Here is a 20,801-nt window from a genome sequence, read left to right on the forward strand (position 1 = left end):
AAATTTTGCCTAGTGGAGCTATTTACAGGGCAGTTTTATCACGCGGTAAATATTGCCGTAACATTGACTGAGGCATTCTTCCCTATTCATCAGCATCTATGCCATTGAAAGAGCCAGCACGTAATTACTCAGGTAAATACTTCCCCCCCTAACAATCATGCACTACGCTCTGTACGGCGACTCTTTATCTACCGCACCAAAACACCCGTGCAGCTAAATTACATATTCCAAGTCAATCAGATACGACAACAAGACAAGCACTGAACCTTAGCCATTCAACTCTTTATGCCCCGTTGAGATCACCGGTTGATCAGCGAAAAGTTCATATACCAACGCCTCTCCGGGAGAACCTACAGAGCCACAAACAATCTCTTTCCTGCTCCGCCCCGCTCCCACCATTCACAACAGAGAATAACAGCTCGTAATAAAGGGAAAACCTCCCTTGCGTACCGAAAAGCCATAAAAAAGCCCCCGCATCTCCTGAGAGATACGGGGGTTTAGCGCAGCACCATGCTGCTCGCATTTTACTATGAAATATTATTGGCCAATCAACTGCAAAGCGGTCTGCGGCAAAGTGTTTGCCTGTGCGAGCATTGAAGTTGCAGCCTGAGAAATTGTCTGACGCAGTGTGTACTCTGTCATTTCAGTTGCCACATCAACATCGGAAATTCTGGATTCGGCAGCACCGAGGTTTTCAGCCTGAATCTCAAGGTTAGAGATTGTCGCTTCAAGACGGTTTTCATAAGCACCAAGGTTTGCACGGTTTTTATCTTTTTTATCGATTGCTTTGCCTATCGCACTAAGTGCAGCCTGAGCGCCTTCTTGTGTCGCAATGCTTGAGCCTGCATACTCCTGTGTTTTTCCAAGCTGCTGTTCAAACGCAGTCACGTCCTCATCCGGAATCATTTCAACACTCATGGTGAAGGAACTATCTGCCACAGTACCTGAAAGTGCGGTACCGGTTCCTGTAAGTGCGTAGTTTGTACCGTTATCCTGAACTTTAACTGTACCCAAATCCGCACTACCATCTGCATTGATAACAAATCCCTGCTCGACAGCATCCGTCGCAATATTCATGACAGTAGCATCTTCAGGAATATCTGCGGTCTCATCTTCAATGAAATAGCGTTCAGCGCCATCTGACGCTGTAGAAGCCAAGAGCTTCCTATCTTCACCTGCAATATTCACAGTCAAGGTACCATCAGTGCCAACAACCACTCCATACCCAGCTGTTGGCACAGTTGCGTCAGCCGACTTCTTTAAAGATACAGAGCCATCAGCATCAATTGTTGCATACATCGCCTTATCATCAACAAGTAATATCCCTGTATCTTTTTGGGCTTTAGTATTGGCAGTACCACCTACATTGTAAACAAGCTTACCATTTGCATCCAAAGAAGTATTTATGCTTGCACCGTCTAGATCAAGAGCTGTATCAGCAGCAGTAGCGCCTGTCGTTTTACCTACTGCAGTAGCAATTGTACCTTCTGCGCGGGTCACAATATCTTTTTTTGCGTCTTCCTCGTCTGCAGGATCGGCAATAACTCTATTCTTCAGCTGCACCTGAGTATAGCCCTCGGCTGCAATCTTTGCTGCATCCATTGTCGGATCAGTACCATCGATGTAGATTTCACCGTCTTTATTCTCATAAATGGCCTGTCCGTCCTGAGTTGTTGCTAAGCCGTCATCATCAATCTTGTAATCCAATGACTCTTGTCCAAGATTCAACGCACTTGCACTAAGCTCTTCAATGTCAATTTCATACATATCCTCATCGACATCGTTACCGGTACCAAAGTGAATTGTCATGGATTTACCAGTCTGGGGAAGGCCGTCTTTATCTATGTAGGTAGCACCTTCATCAAGAGAGCCATCAAGCAGTTTAGTACCGTTGAAGTCTGTTGCTTCTGCAATACGGGTAACTTCTTCCGCCATGGACTGGTACTCCTGATCAATAATCAAGCGCTGCTCATCAGTATAGGTACCGGTTGCTGCCTGTTCAGCCAGCTCGTTCATACGGATAAGTTTTTCATCAATAACAGAAAGGGCGCCGTCAGCAGTCTGAATCATAGAGATAGCATCGTTTGCGTTTCGCACACCTTGGTTCAGTGTTGTCACCTGTGCACGCATCATTTCACGTACTGCAAGGCCGGCAGCATCATCTGCAGCGCTATTGATACGCATACCAGAAGAAAGCCGCTCGGTTGATTTTGTTAAATCAGTATATGCGCTGTTTAAGTTACGTGCTGCAGTGTTAGCCATAGTGTTGTTGTTGATGATGAGAGACATAGTAAACCTCCAGGTTTGTAATTCTGCATCCATGCAATGACTTTTTCATTTTCGCTTTACGCTATGCATATAACTACGCGGAGGTTTACGGTTTTGTTTATAAAGCAACATATGATTTTACTGACTTTTTATATCAAAAAGCATGATCTTAGTATGTTCTTTACAGTTTAGCAATAAACCAAAAGAAAAGTCCCGCAAACTCTTAAGAGTTCTTGCGAGATCCTTTGTTTTTGCCACCTGCTGCGGTATGAAAAACCACCCCTGATCCCTGGAAAAATCAGGGGTGGTAAGTCATTTAGCGTAAAGTCGATGCTATCATTATATAGGACGACTCCGGTTTACTATCCGATAAGGGACAATGCGTTCTGCGGCAATGTGTTAGCCTGAGCAAGCATTGATGTTGCAGCCTGAGAAATTGTCTGACGTAATGTGTACTCAGTCATTTCTGTTGCTACGTCCACGTCTGAAATACGGGACTCAGCTGCAGAGAGGTTTTCGCTCTGAATTTCAAGGTTAGAGATAGTTGCTTCAAGACGGTTCTCGTACGCACCAAGGTTTGCACGGTTTTTATCTTTCTGCTCAATGGCTTTACCGATAGCATCAAGGGCAGCCTGTGCACCTTCCTGAGTGGCAATACTGGAGCCTGCATACTCAGAAGTTTTGCCAAGCTCTTTTTCAAAGCTATCAACCTTTGTACTATCTACCATGGCAACAGACATTGTGAATGAGGTATCAGCAACAGTACCTGTCAGAGCTGAACCAGTACCTGTCAAAGCGTAGTTTGTGCCATTATCCTGAACTGTTACAGTACCAACAGTCGCACTGCCATCAGCAGCAACTTCGAAGCCCTGATCAACTGCATCCTGAGCGATATTCATTACAGCAGCATCTGCTGGAATATCGGCACTTTCATCTTCGATGAAGTATTTTGCAGAACCGTCTGCAGCAGTTGAAGTAAGTAACTTCTTGTCGTCACCAGCGATATTTACGGTCAACGCACCATCTGCCCCGACTGTTACACCATACCCTGCGGTAGGTACTGTAGCGTCAGCGGACTTGTTAATTGAAACAGTACCGTCTGCATCAATTGTCGCGTACATTGCCTTGTCATCTACAAGCAGAGTTCCAGTATCTTTCTGTGCTTTAGTATTAGCAGTACCACCTACACTGTAAACCAATTTCCCATTGGCATCTAACGAGGTATTTAAACTTGCACCATCAATATCAAGCGCTGTATCGGCAGCAGTAGCACCAGTTGTTTTACCTACAGCCGTAGCGATTGTGCCTTCTGCACGGGTCACAATCTCACTTTTTGCTGTTGCCTCGTCTGCAGGGTCGGCCACAACCTTTTCTTTCAGCTGAACCTGAGTGTACCCCTGAGCAGCGATTTTGGTTGCGTCCATGGTCGGATCAGAACCATCAATGTAGATTTCGCCATCTTCATTTTCATAGATAGCTTTTCCATCCTGAGTTGTTGCCAACCCGTCATCATTGATCTTGTAATCAAGAGATTCACTGCCAATACCGAGAGCTTCAGCGCTTACATCTTCAATTTCGATGCTGTATTTATCTTCGTCTGCATCGTTACCGGTACCGAAATGTACAGTCATGGACTTACCGTCCTGTACTTCGCCATTGGAATCTTCGTAAGTAGACCCTTCTTCAAGAGCACCGTTCAGCAGGCTCTGACCGTTAAAGTCAGTTGAATCTGAAATACGTGTAATTTCAGCAGCCATTGTCTGATATTCCTGATCAATAATGGCACGCTGCTCATCGGTGTAGGTACCAGTCGCAGCCTGCTCTGCAAGCTCATTCATACGGATAAGCTTTTCATCAATAACAGAAAGAGCGCCATCTGCAGTCTGAATCATGGATATTGCATCGTTCGCGTTACGAACACCCTGATTCAATGTAGTTGTCTGCGCACGCATCATTTCACGTACAGCAAGACCTGCTGCGTCATCAGCAGCGCTGTTGATACGCATACCAGAAGACAGCTTTTCAGTAGATTTAGTCAGCTGGTTGTATGCATTGTTGAGGTTACGTGCAGCGGTATTAGCCATTGAGTTATTGTTGATGATGAGAGACATGATAAACCTCCAGGTTTGTTTTTTTGCATCCTTGCAATTGTCTTTCGTCAAAGAGCCACATGCCCTTTGCGAATGAATACGGAGGTTCGTCTCGGTTTTGTTTATAAAGCGGAAAATTTTTCCTAGTTGCTGAAAGCAGCAAACCTGAATCTTAGAAATACTTCCACTTAACATTTATTAAGTTGATGGGAAAAACATAAACAGCATATAGTGATTTCGTTTCCGTGGAGGTAGTATGAAACGCATTTTACTCATTGACGACGATATGGAATTGGGAGAACTGCTCGACAGTTACTTAGGCGGGGAAGGTTTTTCACTTCAGACTGCACATGATGCCAAAAGTGGCATTGAAAAACTTGAAAAAAGTTCTTTTGACATTGTCTTACTCGATATCATGCTTCCGGATATGAACGGATTTGATTTACTTCAAGTTATCCGTAACAAGCACACCATGCCTGTTCTCATGCTTACCGGACGCAGTGATGAGATAGACAAGGTTGTCGGACTTGAAATGGGTGCGGATGATTATGTCGCAAAACCATGCCCATTGCGAGAGCTTGCAGCGCGTATACGGGCAATTTTACGCCGTACAACAATCACAGCAGCCGTACAGCCTGTGCAAGCCAAAACACGTAAGATTGACCCTACACACAAAATTATTATCGGGAGTATGTCGATCACTCCGTCTGCCCGAAGCGTGCAGATTGAAGACTCGCCAGTGCAGCTCACCAGTGCAGAATACAATGTACTGGAAATGCTCACCAACAATGCAGGCGTACTCATCACCCGTGAGCAACTATTAGAAGATGCTCTGGGGCGCGATCCGTCTCTTGATGATTATGTTCTGAACGTACACATGAGCAACCTGCGCAGAAAACTAAAAGATTGCGCCACAATCAAGACTATTCGCGGGAACGGGTACCTGCTGGCTGTCCCTGAACATGCTCCACAACCAGCAATGCAAATGTAACCCCATACGATAGATATCTTCCGCCCCTCGGGCGGCACGGTATCCAATACTGCATGCAATGGCATCCGGAATCATTCCCTGCTGGATTTCGGATGCCTGTTAATGCTCAATTTTCAACTTGCACGGTACGGTTGCCATGGCTCGCTCTTTATTTACGTCCTTGAATCAGCGTATTATCTTTTTCATTACCTCAATGTGTACTCTTGCTATTTGCATTGTTGTATTGGTTTCCGCATCGACACTAACACTCAATAAGTCGTCATTTATCGGAAAAATGCTGAATGTCGCGTCTCTGACCATCGCATCATCTATTTCACATCCCTACTCGCAAACGAAAGTAGATACATATTTTCAAAACATTACGCTGCCTCAAGCATGGCCTGTCGTTGATTATCTGGCACTCATAAGCCCTGATGGAACTATCATACGAAATCAGGGGGCACTGGAATTCGACACCGAGGAACTACTTGTAGCAAAGCGAATTTCCAGACCGGACAAAATCATCGTATGCCACCCAATAATTGAGAACAACGAGATAAAAGCATTTGTAGTAGCGGGGAAAAGCATATCCTTCTTTGACAAAGGCTTTCGTAAATTTCTCCTTGTTGCTGGCTGTGCGGGGTCGCTTGGAATCTTTATCAGCTTTCTGATCGCCCAACGCCTATACAAACGAATGTTACACCCTCTTTACAGCCTCACCTCAGCTGCAAAAGAAATCGGGATAAGCAAGGATTACTCACTGCGCGTGTCGTATGCAGCACAAGACGAGCTCGGGGATCTTGTTAACCAGTTCAACTCAATGCTGGAGCAGATAGAAAAACGGGACAAGCTGCTTACGTCCCACAAAACTATGCTGGAGCATGCTGTAAAACTTCGCACAGCGGAACTTGCTAAGAAGAACGCGCAGCTTCAATTAGAAGTCGCTGAACGTGAAGAAGCCGAAATGATCCGCTGTGAGGTTGAACGCATTAACCAGCATGACCTGAAATCACTGCTCAACCTCGTTATCGGGTACCCTGAACTGCTTCTTTCAAAAGGCGACCTGACACAAGATCAGGCAAAGTACATCCGCAAGATTGAAATGGCAGGCTACCGCATTCTGGATATGATCAATAACAATCTTGATATCTTCAAGATGGAACAAGGGATCTATAAGTTACGTGCAACATCTGTTGAGCTCGTCCATCTGCTGTTCGAGATTCAGGACGATATCACATCCATGCTGACACGACAGAATGTCATGCTTCGGATGACGTACAACAACCACCCTGTCACAGCCGGAAACAAGTTTACTATCGCCGGAGAATACCGACTGCTGCAAACCCTGTTTTCCAACCTCATTATCAACGCAGTTGAAGCCTCCAACAGCGATGATATTGTCACTATTTCAATTGATGCGGAAAACCAGAGCATTGCTATTCACAACAGTACACTGGTGCCAAAAGAAATCCACGACACTTTTTTCAATAAGTACGTCACAACCGGCAAAGAAGACGGCACTGGACTTGGAACGTATTCTGCCAAACTTATTGCAACGGCTCACAAGGCTCACATCAACATGGTCAGCACCGCAGCCAGCGGGACACTAGTAACAATTGAGTTCCATGAACAGCACACCGGTGAACTGGAACCGGCAGCAGAACAATTACTCGCATAAAACATACCGATAAAATCAGATAAAAAAATGCTTCTATTGTTGAGCACAATAGAAGCATTTTGCTGTCTAAAAACTGAGGAGACGAGCCCCCTCTTGCTATTACTCTGTGATGATTGCAGCTTATCCTGCCTGAAGAATACCCAAAATCTCGTCGGTTTTCTCTTGCATCAACTGCACATCTGCCCGCGACTCAACATTCAAACGCACAACAGGCTCTGTATTCGAACTGCGCAAGTTAAAACGCCAGCCGTCAAACTCCATGCTGACACCATCAGTCATATCCTCTGCAAGCGCTACCTCTGCATATGTTGCACGGACTTTTTCTATGGCGTCTTTTGCATGCTCCAAGGTCAAATTGATTTCTCCGGAAGCAGGATAGGCCTGAATTCTATCTTCGACCTCCTGAGCCAGCGTCTTGCCCTTGCAACTCAGCAGTTCAATAACAAGTAGCCACGGAATCATCCCACTGTCACAGTAGGCAAAATCACGGAAGTAATGATGTGCACTCATCTCACCGCCATAAACCGCATCTTCCTGACGCATCCGTTCTTTGATAAACGCATGGCCGGTCTTTGAGCACACGGGTATACCGGACGCAGCCGTTACCACCTCAATTGTATTCCAAGTCAGTCGAGGATCATGAATAATCTTTGCCCCGTGCTCCTTCTGCAAAAAAGCTTCAGCAAGCATACCCACAATGTAGTACCCTTCGATAAAGCGCCCTTGAGAATCAAAAAAGAAGCAGCGGTCAAAATCCCCGTCCCATGCTATTCCGACATCCGCACCATGTTCACGGACCGCATCAGCAGTATCCTTACGTCGCTCAGGCAATAACGGGTTGGGAATGCCATTGGGGAATGTCCCGTCAGGTTCGTTATGAACTTTGATAAATTCTACAGGAACATTCTGCTCTGCAAAGCGCGACTCAATAGCATCGACTACATGTCCCGCAGCCCCGTTCCCTGCGTTTACAACAATCGTCATTGGCTGGAGATTGTCCACTGTGATGTAGGAAAGCAAATGGTCAACGTAGGCATCCAGAATCTGTATCTGTTCGTACGTTCCCTTTTGTTCAGCAGGGACATCGATAAAGTCATTTGCTTCCGCCAACTGCTGGACAGCATCCAGCCCGTTGGCACGGGTAATAGGTTTGCTTTCTGTCAAAACAAACTTCATTCCGTTATAATCAATAGGATTATGAGAAGCCGTCACTTCAATGCCACCATCAACACCAAGATGCGCAGTGGCAAAATAAATTTCTTCTGTTCCGGCAAGACCTATGTCCAGCACAGACACACCTGCGTCGCGCAGTCCCTTGCAAACAGCCTGCGCTAAAGCCTCTGAAGACAAACGCGGGTCATGTCCGATGACAACACGTTTTGCCTGTCCGCATCCGAGAAACTGACCAAAGGCACGGCCGATTCTATACGCGATCTCTTCAGTCAATTCTGTTTCCAGCTTACCTCTGACATCATACGCTTTAAAACAAGTAAGTGTATCCATTACAACCGGCCGTAGTTATCCTCAAAACGTATAATATCATCTTCGCCAAGGTAGCTGCCCGACTGTACCTCAATAAGCTCCAGAGGCAATTTACCCGGATTTTCCAAAGAATGTACAACACCAACCGGAATGTAGGTGGACTGATTCTCGGAAACCAAAAAGGTCTTATCACCATTGGTAACCTGCGCAGTACCGGAAACAACTATCCAGTGCTCAGCTCTATGGTGGTGCATCTGCACGCTGAGCTTTGCCCCCGGGTTAACGGTAATACGCTTTACCTGATACCGCTCACCAAGATCCACCGAGTCATATTTACCCCACGGACGAAAAACTTCTCGATGTGTTGTCAGCTCTTCGCGATTGGCTTTCTTCAACTCTGCCACAACTGACTTCACATCCTGCACAGAGTCGCGTGCTGCAACAAGCAACGCATCCTTGGTATCCACGATAACGGTATCCTGTAATCCAATAGTCGCTACAAGACGCTCTTCGCCGTACACATAGCAATCCTTTGAATTACAATGAATCACGTCACCTTTTGAGGCATTACCATCAGTATTCTTTTCTGCAACGTCCCACATGGCAGACCATGACCCGATGTCGTTCCAGCCAGCATCCAGAGGCACAACAACCGCATGTTCTGTTTTTTCCATTACTGCATAGTCAATGGACTCGTCAGGGCACGCGCAAAAAGCTTTTTCATCAAGACGCACAAAATCCAGATCATTGTGCACGTCAGCAACAGCAGCCTTGCACGCATCGGCAATATCAGGACGATACTGTTCAAGTTCCTGCAAGTAGGCGCTTGCCTTGAACAAAAACATGCCGCTGTTCCAGTAATATTCGTTGGATGCCAGATATTCTTCAGCAGTCGCAGCATCCGGCTTTTCAACAAAACAATCCACAGAGAACCCGTCACCGACAGAGGTACCGCGTTTGATGTACCCGTATCCTGTATGGGCAGAGGTAGGAACAATGCCGAAGGTTACAAGCTTACCAGCCTCAGCAAGCGGCATTGCTTTATTGACCACAGCAGTAAATTCTTCCGTGTCTGCAATGACATGGTCAGCAGCAAGCACAAGCACTACCGGATCATCTTCACCAGCGACAATGTGCACAGCAACGGCAATAGCCGGAGCAGTATTTCTACCCTCTGGTTCAAGAACGATTTTACCAAGCATCCCGCCGGTGCGCAGCTGTTCTGCAACAATAAACCGGTGATCCTCATTGCAAATAGTCACAGGTTGTGTTGTCTCGAGTTTTTCAAGACGCTGCACTGTTTCCTGAAGCATAGAGTTATCACCAGCCAACGGCAAAAACTGCTTCGGATACAATGAACGGGATAAAGGCCATAAGCGGGTACCAGAGCCTCCGGCCATTATGATGGGTATAAGCATGTTCCCTCTACTGTGGAAATAAAATTGCAACAATCAGGTACAATTCTGACAAACACTGCCCAAAGAAATTGTTTTTTTAGACAGTAAGCAAAAGATGTCACCCCCGTGCAGCACTGCACGAAAAAACTCTGTGCCTATTGTTTTGAATTCAAGTAGTCTACAACATCCTGTGCCGGAGTAAAGCCGGTTACCAGTTCGGCTAAGTTTGCTCTCATCTGTACACAGTCATTGTTCTTTTCAAGCACCTTAAATTCATGAAGAAAGTTCTGGATAACTTGCAGCGGCTGCCCTTCATCACTGGCACGCAAAATCTTCGGATGTTCAGTTTCGTATGCTGTATCGTCAATAAGAAGCTCTTCATACAGCTTTTCGCCGGGACGCAGGCCTACATATTCAATCCCTACATCCCCATTCGGGCTACTTTCTTCCCTTACAGTCAAACCGGCAAAACGGATCATCTGTCGTGCAAGATGGGTAATCTTCACCGGTTCACCCATATCAAGCACAAAGACATCACCACCATGCGCCATTGCACCCGCCTGAATAACAAGCTGTGATGCTTCTGCGATGGACATAAAGTATCTGGTGATCTCAGGGTGGGTAACGGTCAGCGGGCCGCCTGACGCAAGCTGCTTGCGGAACAATGGCACAACGGAACCGGAAGAGCCAAGTACATTGCCAAACCGAACCATGGAAAAGGTTGTATTACTGGCTTCAATGGAAAGCGCCTGCAAGATAAGCTCTGCTGCACGCTTAGTGGCACCCATTACGTTCGTCGGGCGTACCGCTTTATCCGTTGAAATCAAAACAAACGATTCCACATCGTGCTGTAATGCTGCATTTGCCAGCACACCGGTACCCAGAATGTTGTTACGGATACCTTCAAAAATATTATGCTCTACCATCGGCACATGCTTATACGCAGCAGCATGGTAGATGGTGTTGATTTTATACTGGGCTAACACCTCTTCCACACGCACATTGTTGCACACGTTTCCAAGGATAGGCACCAGTACTATATCGTCATTGTACGCTGTAGAAATCAGCTTACGCAATTCCTGATCAATAGCGTACAGCGAATATTCACTCAGTTCGTACAGCACCAGAACAGCAGGTTTTGACTTCAAAATCTGGCGGCATAGTTCAGAGCCGATAGAACCGCCGGCACCTGTAACAAGCACGTTTTTTCCGGCAATGTTCTTTTCAAACAGCGACGGCTTTGGAGGAACGATCTCCCTGCCGAGCAGGTCGTCCAGTTCAATCTCTAAAAGCTGTCCTTCTGAAAATCTACCGCTTAACTGATCTTCAATGGAAGGTACTGTCAGCACATGCACAGGGTAGTCTGCAAGAGTCTTAAGAAGCTCCTGACGCTTTGTTCTGGAGGCTTCAGGAATCGCCAGCAGAATTTTTTCAACACCCTTTTCTTTAATCAGCCTTTCCAACTGCTCTGGAGGATATACGACTTTTCCATAAATCTTCTGCTGCCAGAAGTTTCGGTCATCATCAAGAAATGCCACCGGTTTGTACTGATCACCACGGCTCAATGCTTCTAGCAACTGAACCCCTGCCTCACCAGCACCGTAAATAACAACCGGAACCTTTTCTGTCAGGTGGCCTGTCTTCCACAAGTAGTAGCTGCGTACCAGCATTCTACTGGTACCGATAATAGCAATGCAAAGCAGCGCAAAAATAAACGGTACGGAGCGAGGGAATGAGTTGTCACCGGCAAGGAATGCCGCAACAGACAACGCAACTGTTGTCAAAAAGCCTGCACTGGCAATGGCCCATATCGCCCTGCTTCCCATATAGTGCACAACGGAATGATACAGTCCGAATCGATGATTGAGAATAACTCCCACAACGATCACAAACGGATACATCCACAGAAAACGCATCATGTCCTGCGGCCACGGTTCGCCTAGACGCAAACTCCATGCAGCCCACAAAGACAAGGGAAGAATAAGGCAGTCTGCCAACAACATCACCAGCTGTTTCTGACGACGTGTCAGAGTCCACATGGTACTATCAAATTTATTCAGAATATTAAGCACAGCACACAACGACCATGTAAAACGTTTACTCGTAAAAAGACCTCAACCCACCTGTACACTCTACCGAGTGCGAAGCACTTATCCCTGTTCTGTAGCCTGCTTGAATACCTTATTAAGCGTAGCCAGAATAATCAGCAAATCGCCGGTGAAGGACTGTGTTTCGACATAGCGCACATAATGTTTTGCCTTCATCGGCAAAATCTCATCAATGTATGCCTGTCTGGGATCACTTTTTCCTTCGAGCAAACCTGCCTCATCAGAGAACTCAATGGATGCGGTGTCTGTAATACCCGGACGAACAGAAAGAATCAGCTCCCGTACATCCTCTGGGTATTCAGCAATAAATTCTGGAACCTCGGGGCGAGGGCCGACAATGCTCATGTCACCTTTCAGCACATTCATAAGCTGTGGCAATTCATCCAGCTTTGTCTTGCGCAAAAACGCCCCGACAGGAGTAATCCGTGCATCATTACCAACGGTAATTTTATCTCCACGCTGCTCCGCTTCAGGAATCATTGTCCGGAATTTATAAATGGAAAACAGTTTTCCGCCACGCCCGACCCGGGTTTGATAAAAGAATGCACCGCCGGGGCTGGAGAGCTTTATCAGCACTGTTACCACCAGCAATATCGGAAAAAGCCCCATCAACCCGAAAAAAGAAGCAAAAATATCAAATGCACGTTTCATTATTTTGCATGCGCGGTCGCAACTTCGCGTACCGCATTGATAACAAAGTTAATGTCATCATCAGTCATTGATGCAAAGTTCGGCAGACTGATAATCCGGTTGAACACAGCAGTGGACTGAGGGTATGTTTCATCCTTCAAACCGTATGTATCGCGCCAGTACGGCATGCGATGAAGCGGGATATAGTGAACAGAAGTGCCTACCCCTTTTTCCGATAATTTTTCAATGAATGTATCGCGGGAAATAGTCAGTTCATCCAAATTTAAACGCAGTGCATAAATATGCCATGCATGAAAGTCTTCAGGATTCACAATCCCCGGGGTCTCTACAGGAAGCCCTGCAAAGCCTTTTTCATAACACTCAGCAATATATTTACGCTGCTGCTGGAACTTGTGCGCCTTTTTCAGCTGGTGAATGCCAAGCGCTCCGCACATATCCATCATGTTGTATTTATAGCCGGGTGCTACTACCTCGTAATGCCAGGAAGGACTTTTGCTGGTAAAACGGTCAAATACATCCCGGTTGATACCGTGAAGGCGCATTGTTTTTACACGTTTTGCAATCGCCTCATCATCGGTAACAACCATACCGCCTTCGCCTGTTGTGATGGTCTTGTTCGCGTAGAAGCTGAACACAGTCACATCACTCATTGTTCCTACCATCCGGCCATTATGTGTGCATGGCAACGCATGTGCCGCATCTTCCACTACTCGGACATCAAATTCCTTTGCAAGAGCAAGAAGCGCTGTCATGTCAGCAGCCTGTCCACCATAGTGAACTGGGATGATGCACTTCACGCCGCTATGCTCTTCGAGCAGACGCCGTACATGCTCTGGGTCGATGCAAAATGTATCAGGATCAATATCCGCAAACAGCGGCTCACCACCAAGGTAGCGGATGACTTCCGCACTGGCGGTAAAGGTGTGCACTGTCGTGATAACCTTGTCACCTTCACCTACACCAAGAGCCTCAAGCGCAAGATGCAGACCTGATGTAGCAGAATTTACAGCCAGAGCATGTTTACAGCCGATAAATTCTGTAAAATCTTTTTCAAACTGAGCCACTTTAGGCCCTGTTGTGAGCCAGCCTGACCGCAATGTATCAACAACTTCTGCGATCTCTTCCTCATCAAGAACAGGTCGGGAATATGGTAGAAATGTCATAGGAACTCTTTATTTCGTAACAGCTATTCATTCATAACGGCGCAAGATGCACACGCTTTACTATCAACAAAACCGGAGCTGAACCGTGCAGTTACTCTGCCGGTCTAAGACGCTTATACACTGCGTTAATCAGATAGCGTCCCCAGTAATAATACTTTTCATATATAGGAATATTCTTCGCTTTCAAATAGATACACAGCGTTAAATACACCATTCTAAGAAGTTGCGAAGGACGAGTCGTCTGCGTGGAAGAAATTCGGTACCGTAGCAACGGCTTGTTGATCCCAACGGAAACATAGCCTTTACCCAGTAGAGAAATCCACAGCAAGGTATCTTCCCGAGTTCGAGAGCTGACAAACCGTACATTCGGAATCTTCTCCCGATCGATCATTGCGGTACTGCAGCCGATCTCTGTAGTCTTCATGTACGTTCGTAAGGAAAGCTCATCAGTCACAGAAACTTTTCCGGAACGGGGATTGCCCTGCTCGTCTATGAACGAATACGCAGTATGAGAAATTGCAGCATCTGCCTGTTGCATAACTTGCAACTGACATTCAAGCTTATCAGCCTCCCACACGTCATCCGCATCTAAAAACGCTATGAATCTTCCATTAGCCTGACGAATTGCGGCGTTGCGGGTATACCCCGCTCCATGGTTTTCCGTATTTGAATATATACGCACCCGATCATCAGTAAGATAAGCTTGCATAAACTCCAAACTGCCATCAGGCGAACAGTCATCCACGAGAATCCACTCCCAGTCTTCAAACGTCTGCGCAAGAACAGAGGCATATGTTTCCAAAAGAAACTGCGTACTGTTGTACACTGGAGTGATAATGGAAACTAACGGCATGGAATCAGTCGCTGTAAGCAGTTCAACGTTGTTGAAACGCACAGTTTCGCAAACGGAATTCCCATAGAAAAACGCCAGCCAAAATGCTTATGGATAATGGCCACATACTCTTTGTGCATACGTGACTTAAACTTCCACTGCTGGCTGATCCCGCCTTCGCCCATTCGGGAAATGACACGCGGATATTTAATTACCTTCCCGCAGGAAAGAGTACGGACAAGAAAATCGTAGTCCCCCGCAATCTTGTATGAATCGCGGAAACTCGTGGACGTAAACAGCTTGCTACTGTGCAACAAGCCCTGATGCGGCAACGTCATCTGACGCTTGAGTCTGTTGGTCAACGGCACTTCGGCCAGCAGCATTCTGGAACCGAGCATCACATCCGATGCAATGTAGGCAACATCATCTACCTGAGTTGCCACAATAAACGCCGCAAGCTGTTCAAGTGAGTCGTTATGCATAAACACATCATCCGCTCCGAGGAACAATACCCACTGCCCTTCGATTCTGGAAAGCGCATTATTCCATGCATTGTAAATGCCGGAATCCTGAGCACTCTCAATGCTCATGTTAGGAATTCTGTCCGCATAGGAACGAGCCAGTTCAACAGTGCCATCTGTGGAAAGACCGTCCTGCACAATCCACTGAAAGTCACGAAATGTCTGGTTAGCTAATGACTCCAATAAATCAGGAATCGCTTCTGCAGCATTGAATGTGGAGGTAATAATCGTAAAAAGAGGAGACACGCTACACCCTGTTTTCCAAAATAGATTCGTAAAGCTGAAGATAGCGTTTAGCTATCGTCTCAATGCGGTACTGTTCTTCAATAAGTGCACGGGATGCTTTTTCCATCTCACTCAGACGGGCAGCATCCTGTATAATAAAGGCAATACCTTTTGCTAATTCTTCAGTATCATATGCCGGTGCGAGGTAACCGGTCTGCGTATGCGCAACTATGTCCGGAATACCGCCGATGCTGAACGCCGCAACCGGTGTTCCTGTACTGAGTGATTCCAGCACAGTGTTGGGAAAATTCTCTTCGCGGGAAGGACAGACAAATACGTCCGCTGCATTATATGCAAGGTTAATGCTGACAGCATCATGCAGCATTCCAAGGTAATGGGTCGGGAACGGTAACGGCTCACCATGTGTCGCACCGAAGATAACACAGTGAACATTTTCCTCACCGCTGCTTTTGAGACGTTGCAACGCAGAAAGCAAAAGGTCGTACCCTTTGTTTTTGTCTGAACTCGCAGACATGGCACCGAACAGAACAATTTTCGCATCTTCCGGCAAGTGCAATAACTTACGCGCAACATCTTTCCCCACAGGGAAAAACTGCTGTTCATCAATACCGTTGGGAATATATTTTACGGTACAATCACTGAGAAGGCTGCTTTCTTCTGCAAGACGGCACATGCGCTTACTCGGAGTGACAATGGTCGGCTTGCACTTGGCGTATGCACTTTTTTTCGCCCGCCACGCATAGTGAGATAAATCCTTCTGTCGAGAACTGCCAAGCTGAGGACAGTTACCGCATTCAGCCTTATATCGCTCACATCCTTTCAGAATATGACACCCGCCGGTAAGCCCCCATGCATCCTGCAACGTCCAGACTACTGGCTTTTCAAGTTTACCTAGAGAGGCAGCAGATAAAAAGCTGTCACAAATCCACTCAAGCTGGATAATGTCAGAAGGAAGAGATGCAATCTTGCGATGCAAAAAGGAAGGCCAAAGCGCAGGAGAAAAAAGTGTTTCATCTTTTCCACGGTACAAGCGCGGAAGAATATAGTCAGGCACCTGTCTGAACGGCCTGAGCACTTTTCCTGCTTTTCCGTAAAAAGAATGCACTGAAGTATCGTCAGTTTCTTTACCAACGACAGCCAGTGTGGAATCTGCACCCAGTTTCAGCATAGCCTGATGCCGACGGTTTGCAGCAATGGCAGCGCCACCGGCTTTTTCATACGTATTAAGATGCAGTATTTTCATAAGCGATGATGTTTTTTCCCGTTACGGTGCGTGAAATCTTATTAATAAGCCGGAGCATGAAAGGAGCCGGTCTGTAGAAAGCAGCAAAACACTCCAGAGCAGCAGGATCAATCTGTACTGCCTCTGGAAAATGCAGCAATTGTTCTTCTGCAACTGCCGCCTGCTGAACAACGCTTGTATCGCAGTGAGTACCGCTGCCGTCACAACCTATATTCTCAACATATGACCGGAGCGGAAACACGGTGAGCTTATTCTGCACATACTGAGAATAACAAAAACGGATAGCCCAAGAATTAATTGTTCCCTTCATCTGTGCTGCAAGCATTCTGCTTAAATCTACCCCGCCGCGATTAAATTCGTTCTGTCGTGCACGGGATGTTTTGAATGTTGCATAATCGGAAACATTCCAGTCAACAGAAGCCCAGCGGTCTTTCCATGTTGCCCACCCCCATGAACAGTTCCTTGGCAAATATGCCACAGAATATTCAGACACAGCATCAGCCAGTGTCGGCGGCGACCAACCTGCAATAGAAAAGACTGCTTCAGTACGTTCATACTGCACTAAGCAAGTATTCATGTACTCCAAAAAATATGGCGACGTAATCAAATCGTCTTCAAGTACAATTACTGAACCGTACTTGTCCACTACATCACTGATGCCTTCTATGATAGAAGTTGCCAGCCCTGCATTTGAATCACGTTCTACAACCGTTACACTACTGAATCCGGAAACAGTCCTGATGTAGTCACGTACCGCCTGCACTGAAGGATCGCCATACTCTTTTGCTCCGTCACAAAATACAAAAACATCACTCTGTGCGGCAAGTGTATTTTGAAGCAATGCTTCCACAGTGCGACGTGTATGATCCAAACGGTTATACACAAACAGTGCAACAGGCGCTAACTTTACAGACATCAGGTCTTCCTCACAACAAGCAGGTAAATCAGGCAGAAAAAAACTTGGGTTGAGCAGTATTACACTGCGGTGCGACTCGGGCATTCTTACCCATTCTCACCCGCATGTCACCACCACAAAACATAAAAAGACAGAGAAGCAAGAAATTCAATATGCAAAAAATTGCTTACCCCACAACACAAAACAAGGCGGACAAACTGCCGCCTGTTCACGCCGCCCTGAATAATTTGAGACCATCAAAAAAAATCCAGTTCGACATCTCTCGAAAAAGTATAAGCAATAAAAGCTTCCTGCTCACTCCAATCCATTATCACTGAAGGTTGCTAGCCTGACATCACCGTCCCGTCAACAACTCTTATTGCCTTATGTTTAAAGACTGGTAAACGCTAGCAAGAAAAAGCAACATCATATTGCGCCCCAACAGTTACGCATGCCTGACTGTGTCGCACACCATACGTTAAAAAAGAGTTCACACCGTAGCATTCATCCCTGAAATCTGCTTTGAATACCGCCAGCAATTCTGCCAAGATTAAGCATAATGCCCGAAAACAAATCGAGCACGGCATTTTGCCAGTAATAATCTCTTCTTGCTAAAAACAGCCAGACCACTTTCAAAGGACAACTCAACAGATAATACACGCACTTGATCACAGGCTTTGCCAGATCAACCGCAGAATTCTCTTTCCAGAGAGATGCAGTATCCCTTCCAGTGGCAAATGACCGCTTCAGTCGCCACCCTAGAGAATATTTCCGGTCTATGACGCAATGATCGATAATCATATCAGGAACAAACCCCACCACTGCGCCGTTTTTACGTAACCTATCAATAACGGCTGTCTCTTCGCCATATGCAGTCCCGTTACCTTTCATTCCCAAGTTAGTTGGAAACCCCTCTCCTTCCAGCAGTAACGCCCGGCGGTAAGCACAGTTCCCTCCTGAAGGGTACCCCTCTTTAAGAACCGAATACTCACTGGCAACAGCTACATTTGTTTCCCACTCCGGAGAAAACCACTTGGGGCGTTCACGAAGAGCATGCCATGCTGTGTAGACCCCGCCAAAAACATCAAAGTCACCTTTTGTACTTGTTTCAACAAGCTTTGCTACCCAGTTCGTCCTTGCAACAGCATCATCATCTAAAAACGCAACCCAGTCTCCGGTGGCTGCCAGTACCCCTGCATTACGGGCATAACTCAGTCCCTGCCAACTCTCCTCAACATATACAAACCGAGGAAATTCACTTTGAAACAATGCGGCAACTTCCGCAGTGGTGTCGTTTGAATTATTGTTCACCACAACAACCTCAAACAATTCCGTTGCAACAGACTGTGTCAAAAGAGACTCCAGACAAGTTTTCAAAAAAGCCGCACGATTATATGTGCATACTATAACTGAAATCATGCCAGTCTCCTTTTCACAAAGTGAACAAACGAAACAAGGAGCGAAGACTTACGTAAAAAATTCTTCACTCCATTGCACACACTCCTGACTGAGACAGGTTCGATAATCCGTTCTTTGTGGATTCCATGTTTTTTGAACGCAAGCTCTTCAAATTCACGCGCAGCGCTACGAAAAGCAACATAGTCACCATGCTGTTCAGGATAATGATATATCGAAACATCATCGAGCACGGTGCAGGTAATCCCCTGTTTTTTAGTACGAATGAAAAATTCTTTATGCTCTCCCGTCTTCAATTCCGGATCCCATTGAACACTACGAATAGTTTCTGTGCGCGCCATAAAAAAATTTAAAACAATATGGTACAACTTATGCCCAGCCGACTCACCAAATGTTTCACCCGGCCGCAACGTAAACACACCGTTAACCACATCAAAACAACCAGCAAACCTTCGCCGTATCTTTCCAAAATCATACATCACACCAGAAACAATATCGATATTGGTTGTTTCAAGCACGTCCAGCATGCGTTCCAACTTGGTCTTTTCTGTAAAAACGAAATCATCATCGACCAGTACAATATACGTTGTCTCCACATGCGATAGAGCAAGGTTTCTTCCGGCTGATGCGCCAATATTATACTCTGTACGAACGTACTTCGTACGTACATCAAAGATGTGCTGAGGAGCCGGTTTCTTTCCGTCATCTACAATCACAATCGGAATCTTAGGATAGTACTTCCGTATGGATTGATACAAGGCAACAAGCGAGTCAGGACGTTCAAACGCTTTTACAATGATTGTAACATTATTCAGCATACTGCCCCACCATCCTCTCCATCATATGTTTTACAGCAACCAAAGGTGGAATAACTTTGACGCGCAACACAGCCCCACCAACTGCTTTTAGAGCATTAACCATCCCTATTTGTTGTTGTAGTCCCCACACTAGCCGCACAAGTTGCGAATAGCTAAGCGAAGCAAACATCTCTCTTGCTGTGGATTTACACCCCCCTACATCCTCACCAAGAAATCGCTCATATTCCGCGGCAGCTATGGAGGTTCGTAAATTTGCTTGCAACTCTGGCTTACTCCGACTCATCGAAGCCTGATGAATCCTATACTTCAACAACACCTCTGACATATTAGCTATCCGAGTGTGCCATTTCAGATCATTCCAGAGTTTGTAATCTTCTGCATAAAAATGTTCCTGCGAGTATTGAATACCTCCTTCAAAAAGGCAGCGACGCATCATCACTGCCGGATGTGCCACCATTGACGTCTCTGCCAGCAAAAAGGAACTGAAGAGTGCTGCACTATCTGTTTCATAGCGCATGACTTTCCCCATTCCACTGTCAGAAAAGCATTGCACTGCCGAGCCAACAACTCCCACATCCGGGTGGGAATCTAAAAATGCAACCTGTTTTGCAAGACGGTCAGGATAGGCAATATCGTCACCATCAATGCGAGCTATGTATTCACCACGACAAAGAGCTAAGCCTTTGTTCAATGTCCCCACGCTACCCAAGTTTTCAGCATTTTGATAAAACGTTATCCGTTCGTCCTCAAAAGTTTGAATACGCTCTGCTGTTCTATCACTTGAAGCGTCGTCTAAAATAATAAATTCAAAATCCGTAAATGTCTGGGAGAGAATGCTCTCCACGGTCTCTTCAATATATTTTTCCTGATTATACGCTGGCAGCAATATAGATACTTTGGGAACCATTTCTCACTCCAAAAAACCTTAACATAAGCAAAAAATTAACTTTTCAAACTATAAAAATACTACACTGATTATAGGATATTAGTTTGTCCTATAACTGAAAGCACTATCTCAAAAAA

At 45.9% G+C, this 20,801-nt stretch carries 15 protein-coding genes and 2 pseudogenes; 2 read left to right on the forward strand and 15 right to left on the reverse strand.

Going from position 1 to position 20,801, the window contains the following annotated elements; translation table 11 throughout:
- Window positions 1-537: 537 nt before the first annotated feature.
- The 3 genes and pseudogenes from SP90_RS16770 to SP90_RS16935 form a co-directional block, all read right to left on the reverse strand.
- A pseudogene (locus SP90_RS16770) lies at window positions 538-846 on the reverse strand (flagellin); the annotation flags it as partial.
- Window positions 847-1,716: 870 nt separating this feature from the next.
- A pseudogene (locus SP90_RS16775) lies at window positions 1,717-2,289 on the reverse strand (flagellin N-terminal helical domain-containing protein); the annotation flags it as partial.
- A gap of 341 nt (window positions 2,290-2,630) precedes the next feature.
- Window positions 2,631-4,379 carry a flagellin N-terminal helical domain-containing protein gene (locus tag SP90_RS16935; RefSeq protein ID WP_082936287.1) on the reverse strand — a complete coding sequence of 583 codons (1,749 nt, stop codon included), beginning with the start codon at window positions 4,377-4,379 and terminating at the stop codon, window positions 2,631-2,633.
- Window positions 4,380-4,614: 235 nt separating this feature from the next.
- Here SP90_RS16935 and SP90_RS04110 point away from each other — a divergent pair, with 235 nt between their 5' ends.
- Window positions 4,615-5,349: a response regulator transcription factor gene (locus SP90_RS04110; RefSeq protein WP_066852898.1), complete on the forward strand. Its 735-nt coding sequence runs from the start codon at window positions 4,615-4,617 to the stop codon at window positions 5,347-5,349.
- 136 nt (window positions 5,350-5,485) lie between these two features.
- Window positions 5,486-7,006 carry a sensor histidine kinase gene (locus SP90_RS04115; RefSeq protein WP_082936288.1) on the forward strand — a complete coding sequence of 507 codons (1,521 nt, stop codon included), beginning with the start codon at window positions 5,486-5,488 and terminating at the stop codon, window positions 7,004-7,006.
- A 120-nt stretch (window positions 7,007-7,126) separates the two neighbouring features.
- On the opposite strand, the gene SP90_RS04120 is transcribed toward SP90_RS04115, so the two are convergent.
- From SP90_RS04120 to SP90_RS04175, 12 genes are all read right to left on the reverse strand, one after another.
- On the reverse strand, window positions 7,127-8,509 hold the full coding sequence (locus SP90_RS04120; RefSeq protein WP_066852902.1) for a phosphohexomutase domain-containing protein: 1,383 nt from the start codon (window positions 8,507-8,509) through the stop codon (window positions 7,127-7,129).
- Window positions 8,509-9,906, reverse strand: a complete 1,398-nt coding sequence (locus tag SP90_RS04125; RefSeq protein WP_066852904.1) for a mannose-1-phosphate guanylyltransferase/mannose-6-phosphate isomerase — start codon at window positions 9,904-9,906, stop codon at window positions 8,509-8,511. Before SP90_RS04125 ends, SP90_RS04120 begins: the two co-directional genes overlap by 1 nt.
- Window positions 9,907-10,040: 134 nt before the next feature.
- Window positions 10,041-11,924 (reverse strand): polysaccharide biosynthesis protein, encoded by a 1,884-nt coding sequence (locus SP90_RS04130; protein WP_066852906.1) that lies wholly within the window; start codon window positions 11,922-11,924, stop codon window positions 10,041-10,043.
- Window positions 11,925-12,035: 111 nt separating this feature from the next.
- Window positions 12,036-12,644, reverse strand: coding sequence for a sugar transferase (locus SP90_RS04135; protein ID WP_231895529.1), 609 nt, complete (start codon window positions 12,642-12,644; stop codon window positions 12,036-12,038).
- The gene (locus tag SP90_RS04140) at window positions 12,644-13,807 is read right to left on the reverse strand and encodes a DegT/DnrJ/EryC1/StrS family aminotransferase (protein ID WP_066852910.1); all 1,164 of its coding nucleotides are present in this window, start codon (window positions 13,805-13,807) and stop codon (window positions 12,644-12,646) included. Before SP90_RS04140 ends, SP90_RS04135 begins: the two co-directional genes overlap by 1 nt.
- Window positions 13,808-13,898: 91 nt before the next feature.
- Window positions 13,899-14,702, reverse strand: coding sequence for a glycosyltransferase family 2 protein (locus tag SP90_RS04145; RefSeq protein WP_197498757.1), 804 nt, complete (start codon window positions 14,700-14,702; stop codon window positions 13,899-13,901).
- The gene (locus tag SP90_RS04150) at window positions 14,651-15,406 is read right to left on the reverse strand and encodes a glycosyltransferase family 2 protein (protein WP_066852914.1); all 756 of its coding nucleotides are present in this window, start codon (window positions 15,404-15,406) and stop codon (window positions 14,651-14,653) included. Before SP90_RS04150 ends, SP90_RS04145 begins: the two co-directional genes overlap by 52 nt.
- Window position 15,407: 1 nt before the next feature.
- On the reverse strand, window positions 15,408-16,649 hold the full coding sequence (locus tag SP90_RS04155; RefSeq protein WP_066852916.1) for a glycosyltransferase family 4 protein: 1,242 nt from the start codon (window positions 16,647-16,649) through the stop codon (window positions 15,408-15,410).
- Entirely contained in the window at window positions 16,630-17,565 is a 936-nt protein-coding gene (locus SP90_RS04160; RefSeq protein WP_066852918.1) for a glycosyltransferase, read from the reverse strand. The genes SP90_RS04155 and SP90_RS04160 overlap by 20 nt, the downstream gene beginning before the upstream one ends.
- A gap of 483 nt (window positions 17,566-18,048) precedes the next feature.
- Entirely contained in the window at window positions 18,049-18,963 is a 915-nt protein-coding gene (locus SP90_RS04165) for a glycosyltransferase family 2 protein (RefSeq protein WP_066852919.1), read from the reverse strand.
- Complete coding sequence (locus SP90_RS04170) at window positions 18,960-19,778, reverse strand: glycosyltransferase family 2 protein (RefSeq protein WP_066852921.1); 819 nt, start codon at window positions 19,776-19,778, stop codon at window positions 18,960-18,962. The genes SP90_RS04165 and SP90_RS04170 overlap by 4 nt, the downstream gene beginning before the upstream one ends.
- The gene (locus tag SP90_RS04175) at window positions 19,768-20,685 is read right to left on the reverse strand and encodes a glycosyltransferase family 2 protein (RefSeq protein WP_066852923.1); all 918 of its coding nucleotides are present in this window, start codon (window positions 20,683-20,685) and stop codon (window positions 19,768-19,770) included. The genes SP90_RS04170 and SP90_RS04175 overlap by 11 nt, the downstream gene beginning before the upstream one ends.
- Between the last annotated feature and the right edge of the window lie 116 nt (window positions 20,686-20,801).

The organism is Halodesulfovibrio spirochaetisodalis (assembly GCF_001672295.1).
Classification (GTDB): domain Bacteria; phylum Desulfobacterota; class Desulfovibrionia; order Desulfovibrionales; family Desulfovibrionaceae; genus Halodesulfovibrio; species Halodesulfovibrio spirochaetisodalis.

Coding starts and splice junctions, on each gene's coding strand:
- SP90_RS04175 (WP_066852923.1), bottom strand. CDS start 20,685: ATGGTTCCCAAAGTATCTATATTGCTGCCAGCGTATAATCAGGAAAAA.
- SP90_RS16935 (WP_082936287.1), bottom strand. CDS start 4,379: ATGTCTCTCATCATCAACAATAACTCAATGGCTAATACCGCTGCACGT.
- SP90_RS04160 (WP_066852918.1), bottom strand. CDS start 17,565: ATGTCTGTAAAGTTAGCGCCTGTTGCACTGTTTGTGTATAACCGTTTG.
- SP90_RS04170 (WP_066852921.1), bottom strand. CDS start 19,778: ATGCTGAATAATGTTACAATCATTGTAAAAGCGTTTGAACGTCCTGAC.
- SP90_RS04125 (WP_066852904.1), bottom strand. CDS start 9,906: ATGCTTATACCCATCATAATGGCCGGAGGCTCTGGTACCCGCTTATGG.
- SP90_RS04165 (WP_066852919.1), bottom strand. CDS start 18,963: ATGATTTCAGTTATAGTATGCACATATAATCGTGCGGCTTTTTTGAAA.
- SP90_RS04135 (WP_231895529.1), bottom strand. CDS start 12,644: ATGAAACGTGCATTTGATATTTTTGCTTCTTTTTTCGGGTTGATGGGG.
- SP90_RS04120 (WP_066852902.1), bottom strand. CDS start 8,509: ATGGATACACTTACTTGTTTTAAAGCGTATGATGTCAGAGGTAAGCTG.
- SP90_RS04140 (WP_066852910.1), bottom strand. CDS start 13,807: ATGACATTTCTACCATATTCCCGACCTGTTCTTGATGAGGAAGAGATC.
- SP90_RS04155 (WP_066852916.1), bottom strand. CDS start 16,649: ATGAAAATACTGCATCTTAATACGTATGAAAAAGCCGGTGGCGCTGCC.
- SP90_RS04115 (WP_082936288.1), top strand. CDS start 5,486: ATGGCTCGCTCTTTATTTACGTCCTTGAATCAGCGTATTATCTTTTTC.
- SP90_RS04110 (WP_066852898.1), top strand. CDS start 4,615: ATGAAACGCATTTTACTCATTGACGACGATATGGAATTGGGAGAACTG.
- SP90_RS04130 (WP_066852906.1), bottom strand. CDS start 11,924: ATGTGGACTCTGACACGTCGTCAGAAACAGCTGGTGATGTTGTTGGCA.